This is a genomic window from Butyrivibrio sp., from assembly GCF_017433805.1.
Taxonomy (GTDB): Bacteria; Bacillota; Clostridia; order Lachnospirales; family Lachnospiraceae; genus Butyrivibrio.
This window is the reverse complement of record NZ_JAFRGN010000031.1, coordinates 23,627-41,216: the sequence shown is the minus strand read 5'-3', so window position 1 is coordinate 41,216 and position 17,590 is coordinate 23,627. Positions and strand designations below refer to the sequence as shown.

Annotated in this window: 13 protein-coding genes; all 13 read right to left on the bottom strand. The window is 40.8% G+C overall.

The window, feature by feature from the left end; genetic code table 11:
* Positions 1–23 precede the first annotated feature (23 nt).
* The gene (locus IJI01_RS07990) at positions 24–869 is read right to left on the bottom strand and encodes a lysophospholipid acyltransferase family protein (protein ID WP_292188417.1); all 846 of its coding nucleotides are present in this window, start codon (positions 867–869) and stop codon (positions 24–26) included.
* Between the two features lie 199 nt (positions 870–1,068).
* Positions 1,069–2,100 (bottom strand): branched-chain amino acid aminotransferase, encoded by a 1,032-nt coding sequence (locus IJI01_RS07985; RefSeq protein WP_292188415.1) that lies wholly within the window; start codon positions 2,098–2,100, stop codon positions 1,069–1,071.
* A 129-nt stretch (positions 2,101–2,229) separates the two neighbouring features.
* On the bottom strand, positions 2,230–3,612 hold the full coding sequence (locus IJI01_RS07980; RefSeq protein WP_292188413.1) for an AI-2E family transporter: 1,383 nt from the start codon (positions 3,610–3,612) through the stop codon (positions 2,230–2,232).
* Between the two features lie 37 nt (positions 3,613–3,649).
* Complete coding sequence (locus IJI01_RS07975; protein ID WP_292188410.1) at positions 3,650–4,480, bottom strand: Mrp/NBP35 family ATP-binding protein; 831 nt, start codon at positions 4,478–4,480, stop codon at positions 3,650–3,652.
* A 65-nt stretch (positions 4,481–4,545) separates the two neighbouring features.
* Positions 4,546–5,529 carry a glycosyltransferase family 2 protein gene (locus IJI01_RS07970; RefSeq protein ID WP_292188407.1) on the bottom strand — a complete coding sequence of 328 codons (984 nt, stop codon included), beginning with the start codon at positions 5,527–5,529 and terminating at the stop codon, positions 4,546–4,548.
* Between the two features lie 21 nt (positions 5,530–5,550).
* Complete coding sequence (leuD, locus tag IJI01_RS07965) at positions 5,551–6,042, bottom strand: 3-isopropylmalate dehydratase small subunit (RefSeq protein ID WP_292188404.1); 492 nt, start codon at positions 6,040–6,042, stop codon at positions 5,551–5,553.
* Between the two features lie 13 nt (positions 6,043–6,055).
* Positions 6,056–7,327, bottom strand: a complete 1,272-nt coding sequence (leuC, locus tag IJI01_RS07960; RefSeq protein ID WP_292188401.1) for a 3-isopropylmalate dehydratase large subunit — start codon at positions 7,325–7,327, stop codon at positions 6,056–6,058.
* 80 nt (positions 7,328–7,407) lie between these two features.
* On the bottom strand, positions 7,408–9,864 hold the full coding sequence (locus IJI01_RS07955; RefSeq protein ID WP_292188399.1) for a YfhO family protein: 2,457 nt from the start codon (positions 9,862–9,864) through the stop codon (positions 7,408–7,410).
* A 175-nt stretch (positions 9,865–10,039) separates the two neighbouring features.
* Positions 10,040–11,068, bottom strand: a complete 1,029-nt coding sequence (gene ilvC, locus IJI01_RS07950) for a ketol-acid reductoisomerase (RefSeq protein ID WP_292188396.1) — start codon at positions 11,066–11,068, stop codon at positions 10,040–10,042.
* A gap of 81 nt (positions 11,069–11,149) precedes the next feature.
* Positions 11,150–11,653: an acetolactate synthase small subunit gene (gene ilvN / locus IJI01_RS07945; RefSeq protein WP_292188393.1), complete on the bottom strand. Its 504-nt coding sequence runs from the start codon at positions 11,651–11,653 to the stop codon at positions 11,150–11,152.
* Positions 11,654–11,940: 287 nt separating this feature from the next.
* On the bottom strand, positions 11,941–12,615 hold the full coding sequence (locus IJI01_RS07940) for a UDP-N-acetylglucosamine pyrophosphorylase (RefSeq protein ID WP_292188390.1): 675 nt from the start codon (positions 12,613–12,615) through the stop codon (positions 11,941–11,943).
* Positions 12,616–12,716: 101 nt separating this feature from the next.
* On the bottom strand, positions 12,717–16,208 hold the full coding sequence (locus IJI01_RS07935) for a DNA topoisomerase III (protein ID WP_292188387.1): 3,492 nt from the start codon (positions 16,206–16,208) through the stop codon (positions 12,717–12,719).
* On the bottom strand, positions 16,201–17,577 hold the full coding sequence (locus tag IJI01_RS07930) for an ATP-binding protein (protein ID WP_292188384.1): 1,377 nt from the start codon (positions 17,575–17,577) through the stop codon (positions 16,201–16,203). The genes IJI01_RS07935 and IJI01_RS07930 overlap by 8 nt, the downstream gene beginning before the upstream one ends.
* Between the last annotated feature and the right edge of the window lie 13 nt (positions 17,578–17,590).

Below are 17,590 nucleotides of genomic sequence, written 5' to 3'. Positions count from 1 at the left end.
AAACTCTTAATTATTTTACCACATTACGCTTCGAAATAGGGAACAGATGTTTCATTATATAAAAAAGCATTATCTTTGCTTGGAACCAGCTTATCCATAAATGCGAACGCCTCTTCAGGCGGTGTAACGCCTTCTTCTCTATACATGCCCTTCTTGATATCTTCCATAGTCCACGTATACTCTGTGTTCATGTTGAAGATGTCATTTATCATTTCCTCATATACCTTCTGAGTGACATCGCTATGGTCAATCATAGGAAGTGACTCAATAATCTCCCATTTAAGTGTAGCCATATGATCACGTAGCTCTCTAGTCAGCTTAATCTTATCTTCCACGCTATAACCTTCATAGCTGATGTTTTCGCCAATGCTTACATAATAGGTGCCCTTATCTTTATGTATAGCAATCGGAACTATTTCAGCCCCGCAAGTGATAGCCAGTTCAACTGCCCCAGGAAAAAGCTTGCCCAATAGCGCATTAGGGCTGATATTCTGCACGCCCTCAGGAAAAAGAAACAGATTCCCACCTTTTCGCAGTACATCAACCATAGTAGCCTTAGCAGCAGCTCTATCTTCCTTACTATCTACATCTACAGGGATAACTCCGCTTAGTTGCAGCATAAAGCCATCCATGGTTCTATACAATTCTCTTGGATCTCCTAATAGAAAGATACATGGTTCTTTTATTGCTATAAAAGACATTTCTACATCCATGCCACCTATATGGGTAGGACAAAAAATCTTTGGCTTATCAGTCTTTTTTCTACTATCTTTTACAATAATGAGCTTTTTCTTTTCCCCAGCTAAATATAGCTTAGTAAAAGGCACAAGTATCCTATGCGCTAAGTTATGAAGCGCAAGAAAGTTCATTCTGCCTCCATACTTTTCAAAGCGTAGTAAACGCCTTTGGCGGCAATATTCTTCACAGGATTTCTGACCCAAAGAAAGCATATGAATAAATGACTTTATAGCCCTTAGCATATGATGCCCTCAAAACTGTCGTAAAAACAAAATAGGTCGAGACTAACATCCTTCAATGCATGTCTCGACCCACCTAAGCTGTCAATATTTATTTAATCTCGTGAATCCATCCCTCTGGTGCAGGTACTGTACCCATCTGAATACCAGTAAGTGTGTCGTAAAGCTTCTTCATTACAGGACCCATATCGTCCATTCCGCTTGCAAAGCAGATTTCCTTGCCGTGGTCATTGATCTTGCCAACAGGGCTGATAACAGCAGCTGTTCCGCAAAGACCCATCTCTACGAACTCAGGAACCTCAGAAAGCTTAACAGGTCTCTCCTCTACATTGAGGCCAAGAATTTCTTTAGCTACATGAACTATTGATCTTCTGGTGATAGAAGGAAGAATTGAATCTGTATGTGACTTAGGAACTACAAGTCCTCCGTCCTTAGTTACGAAGATGATGTTAGCTCCACCAGTCTCCTCGATGTATGTTCTGCTCTCAGCATCAAGGTATACATTCTCAGCAAAACCTTCTTCATGAGCAGTCACAATAGCGTGAAGACTCATAGCATAGTTAAGACCAGCCTTGATGTTACCTGTTCCGTGAGGAGCTGCTCTGTCGAAGTCAGAAATCTTAACAACGATTGGCTTAGCGCCGCCCTTGAAGTAAGGTCCTACAGGAGTAACAAAGATTCTGAACTGATACTCATCAGCAGGCTTAACACCGATAACATTACCTGTTGCGAACATTACAGGTCTTACATAAAGTGTAGCACCACTTCCATAAGGTGGAACCCAGTCCTTATTAGCTGCTACAACCTCTTCTACAGCCTTGATAAATCTATCCTCTGGGAAAGGAGGCATCTCAAGTCTCTCTGCAGAATCAACCATTCTCTTAGCGTTGAGATCAGGTCTGAAGGTTACGATTCTGCCGTCCTCTGTCTCGTAAGCCTTAAGTCCCTCAAAACACTCCTGTGCATAATGAAGAACGCCTGCATCCTCACTGATAGTGATCATTGAATCCTCTGTAAGAGTACCTTCATCCCACTTACCATCTTTGAAATTAGATACATAGCGCTTGTCAGCAACCATATAGCTAAAGCCAATATTTGCCCAGTCCAAATTCTTTTTACTCATCTTCCTATCCCCTTCCAAAACCCGGATAAAATACCCAGTTTTTATTGTCATACTTTAATGCGTTGACGTACTAATTAGTATCCATTATAACCCTTTACTTATCTACGTCAAGCCACAATTTCAATACAATTACTTAGTTTCATCCTCTGTTTTTTTGTCATTTTTCTTGGCTTTAACATCAAAGTGAAACAGCTTTTTAAATGCAGAGCTGTTCTTTCTGGCATTATGCTTGGTATTATTCTTGTCACTAAGAAGCTTGTACTCTCCATCTTCTATGTACGCAAGATCCGCGTACTCATTGGTGCGCGTATCAAGTCCCCTCCTAGCCAAAAGAACATTAGTGATCCTTGAAACAAATGCATAGAATACAGCAAAAATAGGAACTCCAATAAACAGTCCAACAACTCCCCACAATCCACCAAACAGGGTGATTGCAAAGATAACCCAAAAGCTTGAAAGACCTGTTGAGTTACCAAGAATTGTAGGTCCAAGGATATTTCCATCAAACTGCTGCAGAACAATTACAAAAATAAGGAATACCAGCGCCTTAACAGGATTGATCAACACAAGGATCAAAGCACCAACGCCGCCTCCAATGTAAGGTCCAAAGAAAGGAATTACATTGGTAGCGCCAACAACAACTGAAATCAGCACTGGATATGGGATTTTGAGCATTATACAGCCAATATAGCAGATAACACCGATAATAAGTGAGTCTACAAGCTTACCACCAATAAATCCCTGGAATGTATAGTTCACAAATCTAAAGCCGCTGATGAGCTCATTTGCCGCATCTTCCTTGAGAACAGCATAAGCCATCTTTTTACCTTTTGTTGTGAAGCGCTCCTTGGAATTAAGGACATATATCGCAACGATCAAACCTACAACAAGATCAAAAACTATCTTGATACCCGAGATAAAGCTTCTGGAAGCATATCTGACAATAGTGTTGACGTTACCCGGAAGAAGCGGAAGAAGCTTCTGAGTCAGGTAACTACTAAGTGTTTCATAGTAATTATCAAGCTGTGAGTCAATGATCTGTTGAAGATCAGGATTATTTGCCAGGAAAAGATTGGAATAATCATCTATATTCTTGATATACATAGGCAGATTATTGGCAATTTCTCGTATACTGCTGACAAGCTGAGGGATAATGACTCTAAAAAGGCTATACAGCAAAATAAGAAATACTGTCATTGTGATAAGAATAGAAATCTTACGCATCTGTGATCTCTTTTTCTTATCTGCTGTCTTGGCGATAGATACGTCATATCCGTGCTTTTTATAAATTGGCATGAGTATTCTGTGTTCTACGCCTTCCAGGAGAGGAATCAGAATATAGGCGATAACAATTCCGATAATAATACCAGATAATGAATCGACGATATTCCCCAGGTTCCTGGCAATTGTCATTCCATCAAAAATGACATAGTATGCCAACATAAGGCATACGCATACCACAAAGATGGTGATTCCCCAAGTCACTTGGTTTTTCTCAGGTTTCATTTTCATACAGATTACCCCAATACTTTCTTTTGGTTAAAAGAAATTATTCCTCAGCACCAATCATTCCTTCAAGAACATATACAAGGCTGTCCATATACTCGTTCTCGATATCTTCAGCCTTACCAGCATCGCAAAGGCCAGCGATAGTTGGATCAAGAGGAAGTCTTCCAAGAACATCAAGTCCCTTGGAAGCAGCATATTTCTCGATTCCGCTCTCACCAAATACGTTGATTGGCTCTCCGCAATGAGGGCACTTCATATAGCTCATATTCTCTACAACACCAAGAACAGGAATGTTCATCATGTTAGCCATGTTGATTGCCTTCTCAACAATCATCTCAACAAGCTCCTGAGGTGTAGAAACAACGATGATACCGTCAACTGGGAGTGACTGGAATACAGTAAGAGGTACATCTCCAGTTCCTGGAGGCATATCAACAAACATAAAGTCTACATCGCCCCAGTTAACATCTGACCAGAACTGCTTAACAATACCTGCGATAACAGGGCCTCTCCAAACAACTGGATCAGTCTCATTATCCATCAGCATATTAAGTGACATGATCTTGATTCCACCCTCAGTAGTAGCTGGAATAAGAAGCTGATTCTCATCAGCATAGTTAGCCTTACCAATACCGAACATCTTAGGAATTGAAGGTCCTGTAATATCAGCGTCCATAATTGCTGTCTTGTAGCCTTTTTTGCTCATAGCTGTAGCTGAAAGACCTGTAACAAGGCTCTTTCCTACGCCGCCCTTACCGCTGACAATACCAATAACCTTTTTTACATGTGAATAATCTGAAGGAGCGACTTTAAAATTATCCTCCATCTGCTTTTTAAAGTCCTCTGGTTTTTTTCCGTGTCCATTTGCCATTTCTAAATAATATACCTACTTTCAAAATAATAATTTGTGCACACGCACATAAAGAGCACAAGTAATTACCTGTGCTCGTTATCTTTAAATATAGCTTCATCTTTTTCATCAGCTATATAAGATTCAATTATAAATCTTGGTCTGTTCTTGGTCTCAAGATATATCTTGCCAACATACTCACCAATAACGCCAAGAGAGATCATCATAAGACCTCCAATAGCCCACACAGAAATAACTGTTGTTGTCCATCCTGTGATTGTGTGGCCTGTAAAGTATCTCACCAGACTATAGATCAAAACCAAAATACTCACGAAGAAAATAAAAATTCCAAGTCCTGTGATCATCTTGATAGGCTTGGTGCTAAGGCTGGTAATGCCTTCGACAGCAAAGCTGAGCATCTTCTTAAGTGGATACTTGCTCTCACCTGCAAAGCGCTCTGCTCTCTCGTAATAGACAATTTCTGTATTGTAGCCAACCATTGGTACAATACCTCTAAGAAAAAGATTTACTTCGCCAAACTCAGCAAGTCCCAACAAAGCACGTCTGCTCATAAGTCTGAAATCTGCATGGTTATAAACCGTCTTGGCACCTAAAGCATTTACAAGCTTGTAATAGCTCTCAGCTGTAAATCTTTTAAAGAAAGTATCAGTAGTTCTCTTGGAGCGGACGCCATAAACAACATCCGCACCCTCAAGAAACTTATCAACCATTTCGTCAATAGCATTGATATCATCCTGTAGATCTGCATCCATTGATATCGCTGCATCACACACATCCTTAGCAGTTAAAAGACCTGCAAGAAGAGCGTTCTGATGTCCCATATTCTTGGATAAATTAATTCCCTGAAAAAGAGGATTCTCCCTGTGGAGCTCCTGAATCATATTCCAGGTATTATCTCTGGAGCCATCATTTACATAAACAACTCTGCTATCCTCTGAAATCTTGCCACTTCTGATAAGGCTTTCCATTTTCTCTCTTAGCCTTCTAGATGTTTCAGGCAAGACTTCCTGCTCGTTGTAGCAGGGAATAACGCAGAACAACCTATTCATTAAAAAAATCTCCTCCAAAAATTAGTCCTTAGCATTAATATAATTGATTAAGCCTTCAGAATCAATTATCTTCTGCATAAAAGGAGGAAAAGCCTGTCCCTGAAAACTCTTTCCAGTAGTTTCATCAGTGATGATACCGCTGTCAAAGTCTATGCTAACTGTGTCACCAGCCTTGATGGCATCAGCAGCTTCTTCGCATTCAATGATCGGAAGTCCGATATTAATGCTGTTTCTATAAAAGATTCGCGCAAAGCTCTTGGCTATTACGCAGCTGACTCCGCTTGCCTTAATAGCAATTGGCGCATGTTCTCTGGATGATCCGCAGCCAAAGTTCTTGTCAGCAACGATAATATCGCCAGTCTTAACTTTCTTGGCAAAATCCTTATCTATATCCTCCATGCAATGTGCAGCAAGCTCTGAAGCTTCTGTGCTGTTAAGATATCTTGCAGGAATGATTACATCTGTATCAACGTTGTCCCCATATCTGAATACTGTTCCTTTTGCAGCCTTCATGTCTTTATCCTCCTTATAATCCCAGCTCTGATGGCTGCGCAATCTTGCCCTTAACTGCACTTGCTGCTGCAACAGCAGGAGAAGCAAGGTAAATCTCTGAATCAATCGCACCCATTCTACCTACAAAGTTTCTGTTTGTAGTAGATACGCATCTTTCTTTGGAAGCAAGAACTCCCATATAACCACCAAGACATGGGCCACATGTTGGAGTAGACACAATAGCTCCAGCTTCAATGAAGGTCTTGATAAGTCCCTCTTCCATAGCCTGAAGATAAATCTTCTGAGTAGCCGGAATAACAATACATCTAACGCCATCAGCTACATGGTGATCTGTGAGAACCTCAGCTGCAATTCTAAGATCGTCAATACGACCATTAGTGCAGGAGCCAATAACAACCTGATCAATCTCGATATCATCAATATTATCAAAGGTATGTGTATTCTCAGGAAGATGAGGGAAAGAAACAGTTGGAGTAAGAGTACTAAGATCGATAGTGTACTCCTCATCATACTCTGCATCTTCGTCAGCTTCGTATACAACATATTTCTTGTTAGGAGCGTGCTCCTTCATATATGCGATGGCAATATCATCAACAGGGAAGATACCATTTTTGCCACCGGCCTCAATAGCCATATTGGCAATTGTAAATCTGTCATCCATAGAAAGGTTCTTGATTCCCTCTCCTACGAATTCCATTGATTTATAAAGAGCTCCATCAACACCGATCATACCGATGATATGAAGGATTACATCTTTGCCACTCACCCACTTGGATGGCTTACCTACGATATTAAACCTGATAGCTGAAGGAACCTTAAACCATGCCTTACCAGTTGCCATTCCAGCTGCCATATCAGTTGAACCGATACCAGTAGAAAATGCTCCGAGAGCGCCATAGGTACAGGTATGAGAATCAGCACCAATAATAAGGTCTCCAGCAACAGTCAGCCCCTGCTCTGGTAAAAGAGCATGCTCGATACCCATCTTACCTACTTCAAAGTAATTGGTAATCTTATTCTTAATTGCGAACTCTCTGACACATTTGCAGTTCTCAGCTGATTTAATATCTTTATTAGGAACAAAATGGTCTGGAACAAGCGCAATCTTATCCTTATCAAATACGCCTTCTTTTGTAAACTTATGTAACTCGTTAATTGCTACCGGACTGGTGATATCATTCCCCAACACCAGATCAAGATCAGCCTCTATAAGCTGTCCTGCATGTACCTCTGGAAGTCCCGCATGGGCTGCCAGAATCTTTTGGCTCATGGTCATCTTGCTCATACACTCATGTCTCCTTAATTAATATCAAAATAATTATAGCAAATATAACATAGTCATTTAATTAAAAACACATAACAAATTTAATCGTTTTTCTTGATGTTTTTTAACACAAGCATATGGAAAGCCAGAAGTAACAAGCCCATAGCACTCATGATCATGCCTGAACTAAAGCCTTCTGGTGTATAAGTTACCCTTATCTCATGGCTACCACCAGCTACAGGAATAGCCATAAGGCCATAATCAGCCTTTATTATCTCTGTATCTACGCCATCTACAGTGCAGCTAAAGCCTTCAGTATATGGAACTGAGAAAAAGACAAGTGTATTGTCCCTTAGCATTGCTGTCTTGGCAGTAAAACCATAAGTATCAGTAACAAACTCTGTGCAGGAGGTAGCTGCACGCTTAGTACACTCATCTGTAAATTCCAGATACGAAATAGGACTGGCCTCTATATCCTCAGAAGTCATCTCATTCATAATGAGTTTATCGCCATACTCATAAGCAACCTCATCTGGAATTATCAGAACCCTTGTAAGATCAAGGTCATGCTCTTTTGCCTCAAGATCCTCCCATTCTGACTCTGTGATGTAATAATCAAAGGTAAATCCCATAGGAATGAAGTTAAGGTTCTCAAATACGTCAAAACCATTCTCATTCTTGAGATAAAAATATCCATCTGTACCTTCGCCGTTGTGGAATACACGGTTCTTGCTGATCTCAGCATTTTCAAAATAATACTTACCTGACAGGATAGCTCTTGCTCCGCTTCTGTCTACAGGAAGATTGGTTTCTACAGTTCTTGTAATGCCACAGCTTCCTTCAAGGAAATCGAATATCTCTGATGGAACAGTACTAAGGAAACAGTGGATTGAAGGGATTCCCCATACCATATCGTAGTTGGTTGATGTGCTGTCTACTTCGCCCCTGCAGAAATCGCTCTGATCAACCTCTACCTTGTTAAAGAGCATCTGCTCCTGCCACATTGTTTTGCCTCTGTCGCTTATGATGCCACTACCGTTCTTGATCGGAACAAATGTAGAAATAATACAGCTGACAACTACAGCTCCTAAAATGATCTGGTCTCTTATGCCTCTGCCCAAATTCTTTTTGCCATTTTTATCTGTCCACTTAAAGTTCTTGGGCACAACAAAGACAACAAGAAGAAGCATCAGGCATAGAATCGCTGTTCCAAGTACATCCCTTAAGAAGATAGTGTTATTCTCAGTCATGTTGAACATGACTATTTCACCATCGTCATTCTTGGATGGAAGGAAATACACTCCAAGGAAGAACAGGAACATTAAAACTGCTGCTACAGCTCCCTTTTTAAGCTGAGGAGACTTGCCCCTCTCAGCTACCTGTGCAGTCATAAGGCACATGATAAGGATTGGCATGTAGTACCATCTTGCATAATATGATGAATTAAACATTGAAAACGCTGCATTGAGAACAGGCATAAATGCTGTCACAAAGCTGATAACCAGCATTGTCTTTTCCCAGTTTTTCTTTCTCTTATTGAGAAGGAAAAATGCTATAACGCCAGACATTCCAAACATAGGAATGTAAGCTGCAAGTGATGCATTCTTGACAGTTCCTGTGTAGAACAAAGTGCCCTTACCAATGATATCTGGCAGCATAGAAACACTCTTAACAATATCCCACAGAAGCTTCTCGCTTGGATAGATCAGCATATTGTAGCCGTTTATGAAGTTATCAAGTCTTGTGTTACCCTTGATGCCTGCATAAGCCTGCAGAAGGAAAAAGCCTGCGATCAAAATGCCGACTACTCCGCCCGCCAAAGCCTTGTTAAACATGATAAGCACAGTTGCAGGCTTATTATTTCTGGAATATCTGACCACAAAATATACAACAAGAAAGACAACCTGGCCAAAGAAGAAATAATAGTTAACTGTAGCCATAAAAGCCGTCATAACAGCAAATGCCACAAACTTCCAGCCAGAATACCTATATCCCTTCTCCTGCCTGTCATCCACTGACATAAGCTCTTCAAATGTTAAAAGATAAAGTGGGAAGAATGCCACAGAATCAGTAAAATGGTTAAATACAATGTTACATGCATTAAAACCGGAAAATGCATAAAGATAACCACCTACCATAGCATAGCTGTACTTATGTACATATCTTCTGATATACAGATACGCACAGGTAGCTGCAGTTGCATACTTAAGAGCCATCAAAAATGGCATAAGATAAGGAATCATGCTCTCATCAAAGAGCATGGTTATCCAAAAGAATGGACTTCCCCACAGATAAAAAGAAAAATCTCCAGCCATAGTGCCGCCGAGATCAATATTCCAGTTCCAGAAAAAATCACCGTTCTCTACTGCTCTATGTGCTGCAATATAGAATGGTATCTGCTGAACGTTATAATCTCCGTAATAAAAAAATGGAAGTCCTCTCTTTATAAAAATAGGCAGTACCGATATCACGTACATCAGGAATGCGCTAAAGAACACAATCACCGGTACATACCACTTCTTTTCATTTTCTCTATAATAAACCTTTGTATCAGACATTTTCTCACTTCCTAAACTGCATTTTTCCACTAGTACCATGATATCTCTATTACGTTCTTTTTACAACGTGTGGATTCATGCGAAGTTACGCCTGCTACAAAAAGTAATCCTCCCTGCACACCAGATACAGGGAGGATTATATGAAAAAAATAAAGGGATTATTACAAAAACGTAATTAGTTGTTGATGAGCTTATCTGACTCGTTGTTCCAGCTATAAAGCTTTCTGATCTCTTCACCAATCTTCTCTGCTGGATGCTCAGCATGAAGCTTACGCATAGCCTGGAAGTGTACCTGTCCGCCAGCCTCTGACATATCAAGAAGGAATTCCTTAGCAAATGTTCCATCCTGGATATCAGCAAGGATCTTCTTCATTGTCTTCTTGGTCTCTTCTGTGATGAGCTTAGGACCTGTTACATAGTCGCCATACTCAGCTGTGTTAGAGATAGAATATCTCATTCCAGCAAAGCCTGACTGATAGATAAGGTCAACAATGAGCTTCATCTCGTGTACGCACTCGAAGTATGCGTTTCTTGGATCATAACCAGCCTCAACAAGTGTATCGAAACCAGCCTGCATAAGTGCACAAACACCGCCACAAAGAACTGCCTGCTCACCAAAGAGGTCTGTCTCAGTCTCTGTTCTGAAGGTTGTCTCAAGAAGACCAGCTCTTGCTCCACCGATACCAGCGCCATAAGCAAGTGCAAGGTCAAGAGCCTTACCTGTAGCATCCTGCTCAACAGCTACAAGACAAGGTGTTCCCTTACCAGCCTGATACTCAGAACGAACTGTATGTCCAGGAGCCTTAGGAGCGATCATAGCAACGTCTACATCCTTAGGAGCCTTGATAAGTCCAAAGTGAACATTGAAACCATGAGCAAACATAAGCATGTTACCTGGCTGAAGGTTTGGCTCAATATCCTCTCTGTACATCTTAGCCTGCTTCTCATCGTTGATAAGGATCATGATGATATCAGCCATCTTGGCAGCCTCAGCTGTGTTGTAAACCTTAAGTCCCTGAGCCTCAGCCTTAGCCTTACTCTTAGAACCCTCATAGAGTCCGATGATTACGTTGCATCCAGAATCCTTTAAGTTAAGGGCATGTGCATGTCCCTGTGAACCATAACCGATAATAGCAATTGTCTTACCCTCAAGAAGTGAAAGGTTACAATCTTCCTGATAAAAAATACGTGCATCCTGTGACATTAGTTTTTCCTCCATTTGATCTTAATCTTATTTTCTGATTACTCCTCAATAATAAAAGACATATAGTCTGTTTATTCCATATCATTCATCCAGATAGATGATGTTGTCTGTGCCTCTTCCAAGGCCTGCAATACCTGTTCTGGCAAGTTCCAGTATCTCTCTGCCCTCTAAGAGTCTGAGGAAGGCATCAATCTTGGACTGGTTACCAGTGATCTCGATAATAAGTGAATCAGGGCTGACATCTACAATATTGCCTCTGAAGATATTGGCTGTTGCCAGAATACTCTGTCTGTCCTCTGCAGCTGCTCTGACCTTGACCATGGCAAGTTCTCTGTAAACGCTGTCCTCAGGTATGAGCTCATGAATGTCTCTGACATCGACAAGCTTGGCTACCTGCTTCTCGATCTGATCCAGTATCACATCATCACCAGAAGCTACGATCGTGATTCTGGTAAATCTAGGATCAGCTGTTACTCCCGCCGTAATACTCTCGATGTTGTATCCTCTTCTGGAAAACAGACCAGAGATTCTTGAAAGAACACCTGAGGTATTATCAACTAAAAGCTGAAATACTTTTTTCTGCATTTTTGCTCTCCTTTGAGCCGGTTCAAACCCAGTTATGAAGCTTGTCCTTTAGCGCTTTAAAGTGCTAGATTTTATTACATTGTCTCACTGAATTTTGAACCATTATTTTGTATATTAGTTACTGAATTTGAACTAATTAAATCAAATTATACCACTCATTTGTACCATGTCAACAAGAAATTCTTTTAGACTTTAAACTCGCACCATTTTACAGTGCTAAAGTATTCGTATTATAGATAAAGGAGCAGGGAAAAATCCACTGCTCCTGTCCTATTAGTATCAAAAGATCAGTCTTCTACCTTTTTAACAATGTGATCCTTATCCTTGAAGATATGATGATCCGGAATACATCCACGAACGCTTGAAAGAGGATAAACATTGCACCATCTTCCAATTACTGTTCCAGGATTAAGTACACTGTTACAGCCAACCTCAACATTATCGCCGAGCATTGCTCCCATCTTCTTAAGGCCGGTCTCAACCTGATCGTCAGGACCATTCTTAACTACGATGAGCTTCTTATCGCTCTTAACATTAGATGTGATAGAGCCAGCTCCCATGTGAGCCTTAAATCCAAGGATTGAATCGCCAACATAGTTGTAATGTGGAACCTGAACCTTGTTAAAGAGAATTACGTTTTTGAGCTCTGTAGAATTGCCTACAACAGCCCCCTTACCAACAATAGCGCTTCCTCTGATGAATGCACACTGTCTTACCTCTGCTTCCTCATCAATGATACAAGGACCGCCAATATAAGCTGAGTCAAACACCTTGGCACTCTTAGCTACCCAGACATTCTCTCCTCTTTTTTCGAACTTGTCAGCTGGAAGCTTGTTACCAAGTTCAATAATATAATCCTTAATTCCAGCAAGGAGCTCCCAAGGGTATTCCTTGGTTCTCATATAATCTGCTGCAATAGTCTCATTCAAATCATACATGTTAGAAATCTTAAATTCTTCCATTTCCATATCCTTTCTTTTTCTACCTAATGGACCGTGGGGACGGGGTTTGTGGTCCAATTTTTGGTCCCATATCCCCACCCCACTGATCCATTATCATTATATCAATTATCAAAATCGAAAACTATATTGTGATTTTCATTAAGAGTCAACCTTGCATCAAAAGTGCTGCCTTTTTTACTCATAAAGCCTGCGATCTTATCTGTCTTCTTCTCATTGATGAGCTTGGTAAAGTCTTCTTTACTAAGGGATACTCCAGCAATCTTACCAACAAAGAACTTACAGCCTTCATCGCCCTTCTTGTAATCCTCACAGCGATAGCCCATATGTCCCTTTATAATAGCTTTGCCACAGACAGGACACTTAACGCCTTCCATGACTTCATCTTCGCTTTCAAAGACAAACTTGATTCCCTTAACCTTACCTTCTTCATCCTTATCAAGTCCAAGTTTAGCTTCAAAGGTCTTGCCACTCTTGGATTTAAAGCCTGATATTTTGGAAGTTTCTCCAGTAAGGAGCAGCTCTTTTATCTGAGCATCCTTGAGGTTCTTGCCAGCGATTGCCCCTATATTGAACTTACAGCTGTTCTCAGGATCATCCTTCTTGTAATTGCTGCAGCCATAGCCAAAAGGTGTCTTAACAATCTCTCCTCCGCAAAGAGGACACACTACGTCTTTGACCTTCTTGGCTTCTACATTTTCAAAGTCAAAAGAAATCTCGCTTATGCCTTGCTCATTCTTTTTCATTACAAGACATGCGTCAAAAGACTTCTTATCTTTATTCTTAAAACCACGGATAGTTCCAGTTTTGCCCTCTTTAAGAAGTTCTATTACATTGGCTTCAGAGAGCTGCTTCTGAGCTATCTTACCAATAAAGAACTTACAGGACTGTGGATCATCAGCCTTGAAGTTCTCACAGCCAAAGCCAACAGTCTTCTTGATAATCCTACCTCCACAGTCAGGGCATACAACCTCAGGCAGATAATCAGGCTCGATTCCTTCAAAGTCAAAGGTTATCTCCTTCTTGCCATCCTCAGCTGTCTTCATGACCAGCTTAGCACTAAAAGGCTTGTTAGTCTTGGACTTAAAGCCCTTGATAGCCTCAGTTTCCTGGCCCGCAATGATCGTTCGAACCTGGTCCTCTGTAAGCTTTTTACCCGCAATCTCTCCTATATAGAAATAGCATCCGCCTTCTTCCTTATTGCGATTCTCACAAGCGAAACCATTGCCAGTTCTGATCATTCTGCCACCACAGGCAGGGCAATTAAGATTCTCAACATACTCAGTAGGAACATCATCAAAATTAAAGCTTATTGAATACTTACCTGCTTCATCCTTGCCAAGTACGAGGCTTGCCTTAAAGCTTGTTTTGTTCTTACCAGAAAAGCCTTCTAAAACTCCAGTCTTACCTTCTGTTATCAGCTGCTTAACTGTCTCTTCATCAAGATCCTTGCCAGCTATTCTCCCAACTGAGAAGGAACACTTTATCTGGTCATTGAAATAATTACTACAACCATAGCCAAAGGATGTGGTTGTTATATCTCCACCACATACAGGGCACTTAACACCAATAGGCTTTCTGGATGCAAGGCCCTTGGACTCTTTACCAGTAAACTGGTTGATGCGTCCAACAATCTCATGGGTTAAGTCTTTTTCTATAAGCTTACCAGTCTCTCTCCTGATATAGTCCTCAAGCTTTACTCTGTATTCCTTGCCATTAACAGAGCCGTTATAGATACCTTCAAGCCCCTTCTCCCAGCTGGCTGTCATCTCTGGGTTAAGAAGTGTAGGAACTGACAGATATACTACTTCGTAGATCATCTCTCCCAGATTTTCAGGAGTTATGATCTGGCTCTTACTCTGGCTCAAGTACTTGTTATCAATGAGCTTCTGGATAATAGCTGCTCTTGTGGCTGCTGTACCAATGCCCTTTTTCTTGATAGTCTCGCGAAGCTCCTCATCCTCGATGAGATTTCCTGCGTTCTCCATAGCAATTACAAGATCGCCAGAGGTATATCTCTTAGGAGGCTGTGTAGCGCCCTCTTTGAGCATAAAGTCATTGACGTTAATAACATCGCCCTGGTGAGCATTTTCCACGAACTTAAGGAACTCCTCTTTAGAAATTCCTACATCCTCTTCATCTTCTGAAGACGAGCCATCTGCCTCATTCTTTTTATCTTCTGTCTTCTTGTCACCTGGTATTCCAGCAACCAAAAGATATCCTGGCGCTGCGAGCACCTTGGCTGATGCAAAAAACTTCTCGCCGCCAACTGCAATCTGAAGCTTGGCAGTCTTGTACTCAGCAGATGGATAGAAAATAGATATAAATCTTCTGCAAATCAAAAGATATACATTCTTGGCCAGAGGTGACAAAGAGTTAATAGCTCCTGTCTGACCTGTAGGTATGATCGCATAGTGATCTGTAACCTTGGAATCATCTGTATAAGGAGACTTTTCTATACCCTTATACAAGCCATTCTTGAGTACATGCTCCACAAAACCTGAAACCTCATTTACTGCAGATAAGCCTTTTACATTTTTGTAAATCTCCTTGGCTACTGCAGTTGTGAGAACTCTGGCATCAGTTCTGGGATATGTAGTCAGTTTCTTCTCGTAGAGCTCCTGTGCTATTTCAAGAGTCTGAGAAGGGCTTATCTTGAAGCGCTTGGTACAATCCGCCTGAAGCTCAGTAAGGTTATACAAAAGAGGCGCTCTTTTCTTGGAATTGCCAGTCTCTATGCTGTCAATCACAGCCTCTTTTCCCTTGAGACTATCTATGAGATTCCTTGCGTCTTCTTCCTTTTTAAATCCATTTTCTTTGTATAAAAGTGGGGATTCGAAATAAGCCGAACCATTAACGGCCTTCCATTCAGCCAGAATATTGGCATCAGAAAAAGAACCTACAATTCTGTAAAATGGAGTCTTCTCGAAGTTCCTGATCTCTCTTTCTCTTCGAACTACCATTCCCAAAACGCAGGTCATTACTCGACCAATAGCTATAGCTGTGTAAGACTTGGTTGCTGCAGCATCGTTGATCAGCTTGCCATATTTGACCGACAAGGCTCTTGAAAAATTGATTCCAAGGCTGTAGTCCTCAATCGCACGCATGATACCTGACTCACCAAGAAGTGCATAATCTGACATTGGCTTAGCCTCTTCGATTCCTCTTCTGACCTCTTCGTCGGTCATAGAATCGATCCAGACTCTCAGCTCTGTCATACCATCTCTGACGCCACCATAATTTCTGATGTTCTCTTCAATGGTCTGTCCTTCTTTTCCCGAGTCTCCTGCCCAGTAAACCGTATCAATATCTTCTCTGTGGAGAAGGTTATTGATCAGCTTGTATTGGTCTGCACTATTTTTAATTACTCCATACTTATAATTGGCTGGAAGAAAAGGTAAATCTTCCAGCCTCCATTTTTTGTACTTAGGATCGTACTCTTCCGGATATACCATCTCTACCAAGTGACCAAAGCACCAGGAAATTACGTACTGGTCATTCTCGATATACCCGTTATTATTGCCAGAAACATTCAGAACTCTCGCAAAATCTCTTGCAACTGAAGGTTTCTCTGTGATAATCAGTTTTTTAGCCATTCGTTAATTCATCTATTCCAATCAACTTAAGGCTCTCTGATGATTTCATAGCTGCATCTGTTAGCCACGCATCAAAGCCGCCCGTTGAAAAGAGATAGATAACATCTCCCTCAAGTCTTGCTTTTCTTGCGTCAGAATGCAATTTAACATAATCTGCATGGGTTGCCTGTTTACCCCAGAAGCACATTGCAAGAGCAGTCTCTCCAGTATCGCTCTGAGCGATAATATCGATATTGCCTTCCTTGCCTATCCATTCGCCTTCTTCATCAATTTCGAATGGGAACTGACCCCGCTCTTCTAACTTGAAGATATATTCCCTACAAACCTCTTTGAAAGCTTCATGAACATAATCTTGCATTCCCGCAGATATAAATATATCATAAAATTTATCTTTGGACATCTGCAGCAGATTACTTTCATTAGGATAAATAAATCTGAAGAAGAAATTGACCATAGGGTCCTTGATCTTGTAAACGCCCTTCATGACGTTCTCTCGTCCAGCATTTCCAAAAGAAAATGCCTTATAAACAAAATCGTGATGGATCAAAGTCTTAAGGTATACAGAAATCTTAGCTCTTGAAAAGCCCGTTGCATGATACAGGTCATTGAGCTTATTAACACCTCTAGACATCTCAGATAAAAGCGTATGATAAACAGCTGTCTCTCTGAGGTTTTGCTCTGTAAGTCTGATAGCTTCTCCGTAAAGGAACGAATCATCATTCAAAAGATTCTTACAGATATTCTCCTTGAAAGAAAGATTGCCATCAAAGTACTTCCAAAGTCTCGTTCTGCCTCCAAGAACCGAAAATGCCATTACAGCGTCCTTGTAAGACATATTTGAGAAATAAGCTCTTACCTCAGCAAAAGAAAGAGGCTTAATCTTCCTAAAGTCTGCTATAGAAGCAGCAAGCTTGCCAAGATTAGAAACCATGCTATTCTCTACCCAGTTAATATCATGGCTCACCAGCAATACAAGAACCTGTCTCTGTTTGCCATATTGGTCAACAAACTCATTCAGTTCCTGCATAAACTGATCAGATAATTTTAAAATACACTCAAAGTTACGAATCACAAAAATTACAGAATTTTTGCCATTCAGATTAAGACAGGTCTCAAAAATCTCAGAATAAGAAGGATTCTGACTTATACTTGCTCCCTGATCTCTTAGTTCTTTCCCCCATAAAAAAAGCTGTTCCCTCTCAGAAGCTGACCTAGCAACATAGCTAGCGCTTCTTCTGTTCTCAATGAACCTATCAATAAGTTCACTATCTTCTATATTCTTATGTCCATAAATAACAAGAATATTAGATAGGCCACTTTCATAGTAACGGTTCAAAAAATCAAGATCTTTCTGTCTGGTTGCTTCCATAAATCCCCAATCA

What these genes read in the sequence shown, in the direction of transcription:
- IJI01_RS07990 (WP_292188417.1), bottom strand. Translation starts at nt 869, where the DNA reads ATGAACTTTCTTGCGCTTCATAACTTAGCGCATAGGATACTTGTGCCT.
- IJI01_RS07985 (WP_292188415.1), bottom strand. Translation starts at nt 2,100, where the DNA reads ATGAGTAAAAAGAATTTGGACTGGGCAAATATTGGCTTTAGCTATATG.
- IJI01_RS07980 (WP_292188413.1), bottom strand. Translation starts at nt 3,612, where the DNA reads ATGAAAATGAAACCTGAGAAAAACCAAGTGACTTGGGGAATCACCATC.
- IJI01_RS07975 (WP_292188410.1), bottom strand. Translation starts at nt 4,480, where the DNA reads ATGGCAAATGGACACGGAAAAAAACCAGAGGACTTTAAAAAGCAGATG.
- IJI01_RS07970 (WP_292188407.1), bottom strand. Translation starts at nt 5,529, where the DNA reads ATGAATAGGTTGTTCTGCGTTATTCCCTGCTACAACGAGCAGGAAGTC.
- leuD (WP_292188404.1), bottom strand. Translation starts at nt 6,042, where the DNA reads ATGAAGGCTGCAAAAGGAACAGTATTCAGATATGGGGACAACGTTGAT.
- leuC (WP_292188401.1), bottom strand. Translation starts at nt 7,327, where the DNA reads ATGAGCAAGATGACCATGAGCCAAAAGATTCTGGCAGCCCATGCGGGA.
- IJI01_RS07955 (WP_292188399.1), bottom strand. Translation starts at nt 9,864, where the DNA reads ATGTCTGATACAAAGGTTTATTATAGAGAAAATGAAAAGAAGTGGTAT.
- ilvC (WP_292188396.1), bottom strand. Translation starts at nt 11,068, where the DNA reads ATGTCACAGGATGCACGTATTTTTTATCAGGAAGATTGTAACCTTTCA.
- ilvN (WP_292188393.1), bottom strand. Translation starts at nt 11,653, where the DNA reads ATGCAGAAAAAAGTATTTCAGCTTTTAGTTGATAATACCTCAGGTGTT.
- IJI01_RS07940 (WP_292188390.1), bottom strand. Translation starts at nt 12,615, where the DNA reads ATGGAAGAATTTAAGATTTCTAACATGTATGATTTGAATGAGACTATT.
- IJI01_RS07935 (WP_292188387.1), bottom strand. Translation starts at nt 16,208, where the DNA reads ATGGCTAAAAAACTGATTATCACAGAGAAACCTTCAGTTGCAAGAGAT.
- IJI01_RS07930 (WP_292188384.1), bottom strand. Translation starts at nt 17,577, where the DNA reads ATGGAAGCAACCAGACAGAAAGATCTTGATTTTTTGAACCGTTACTAT.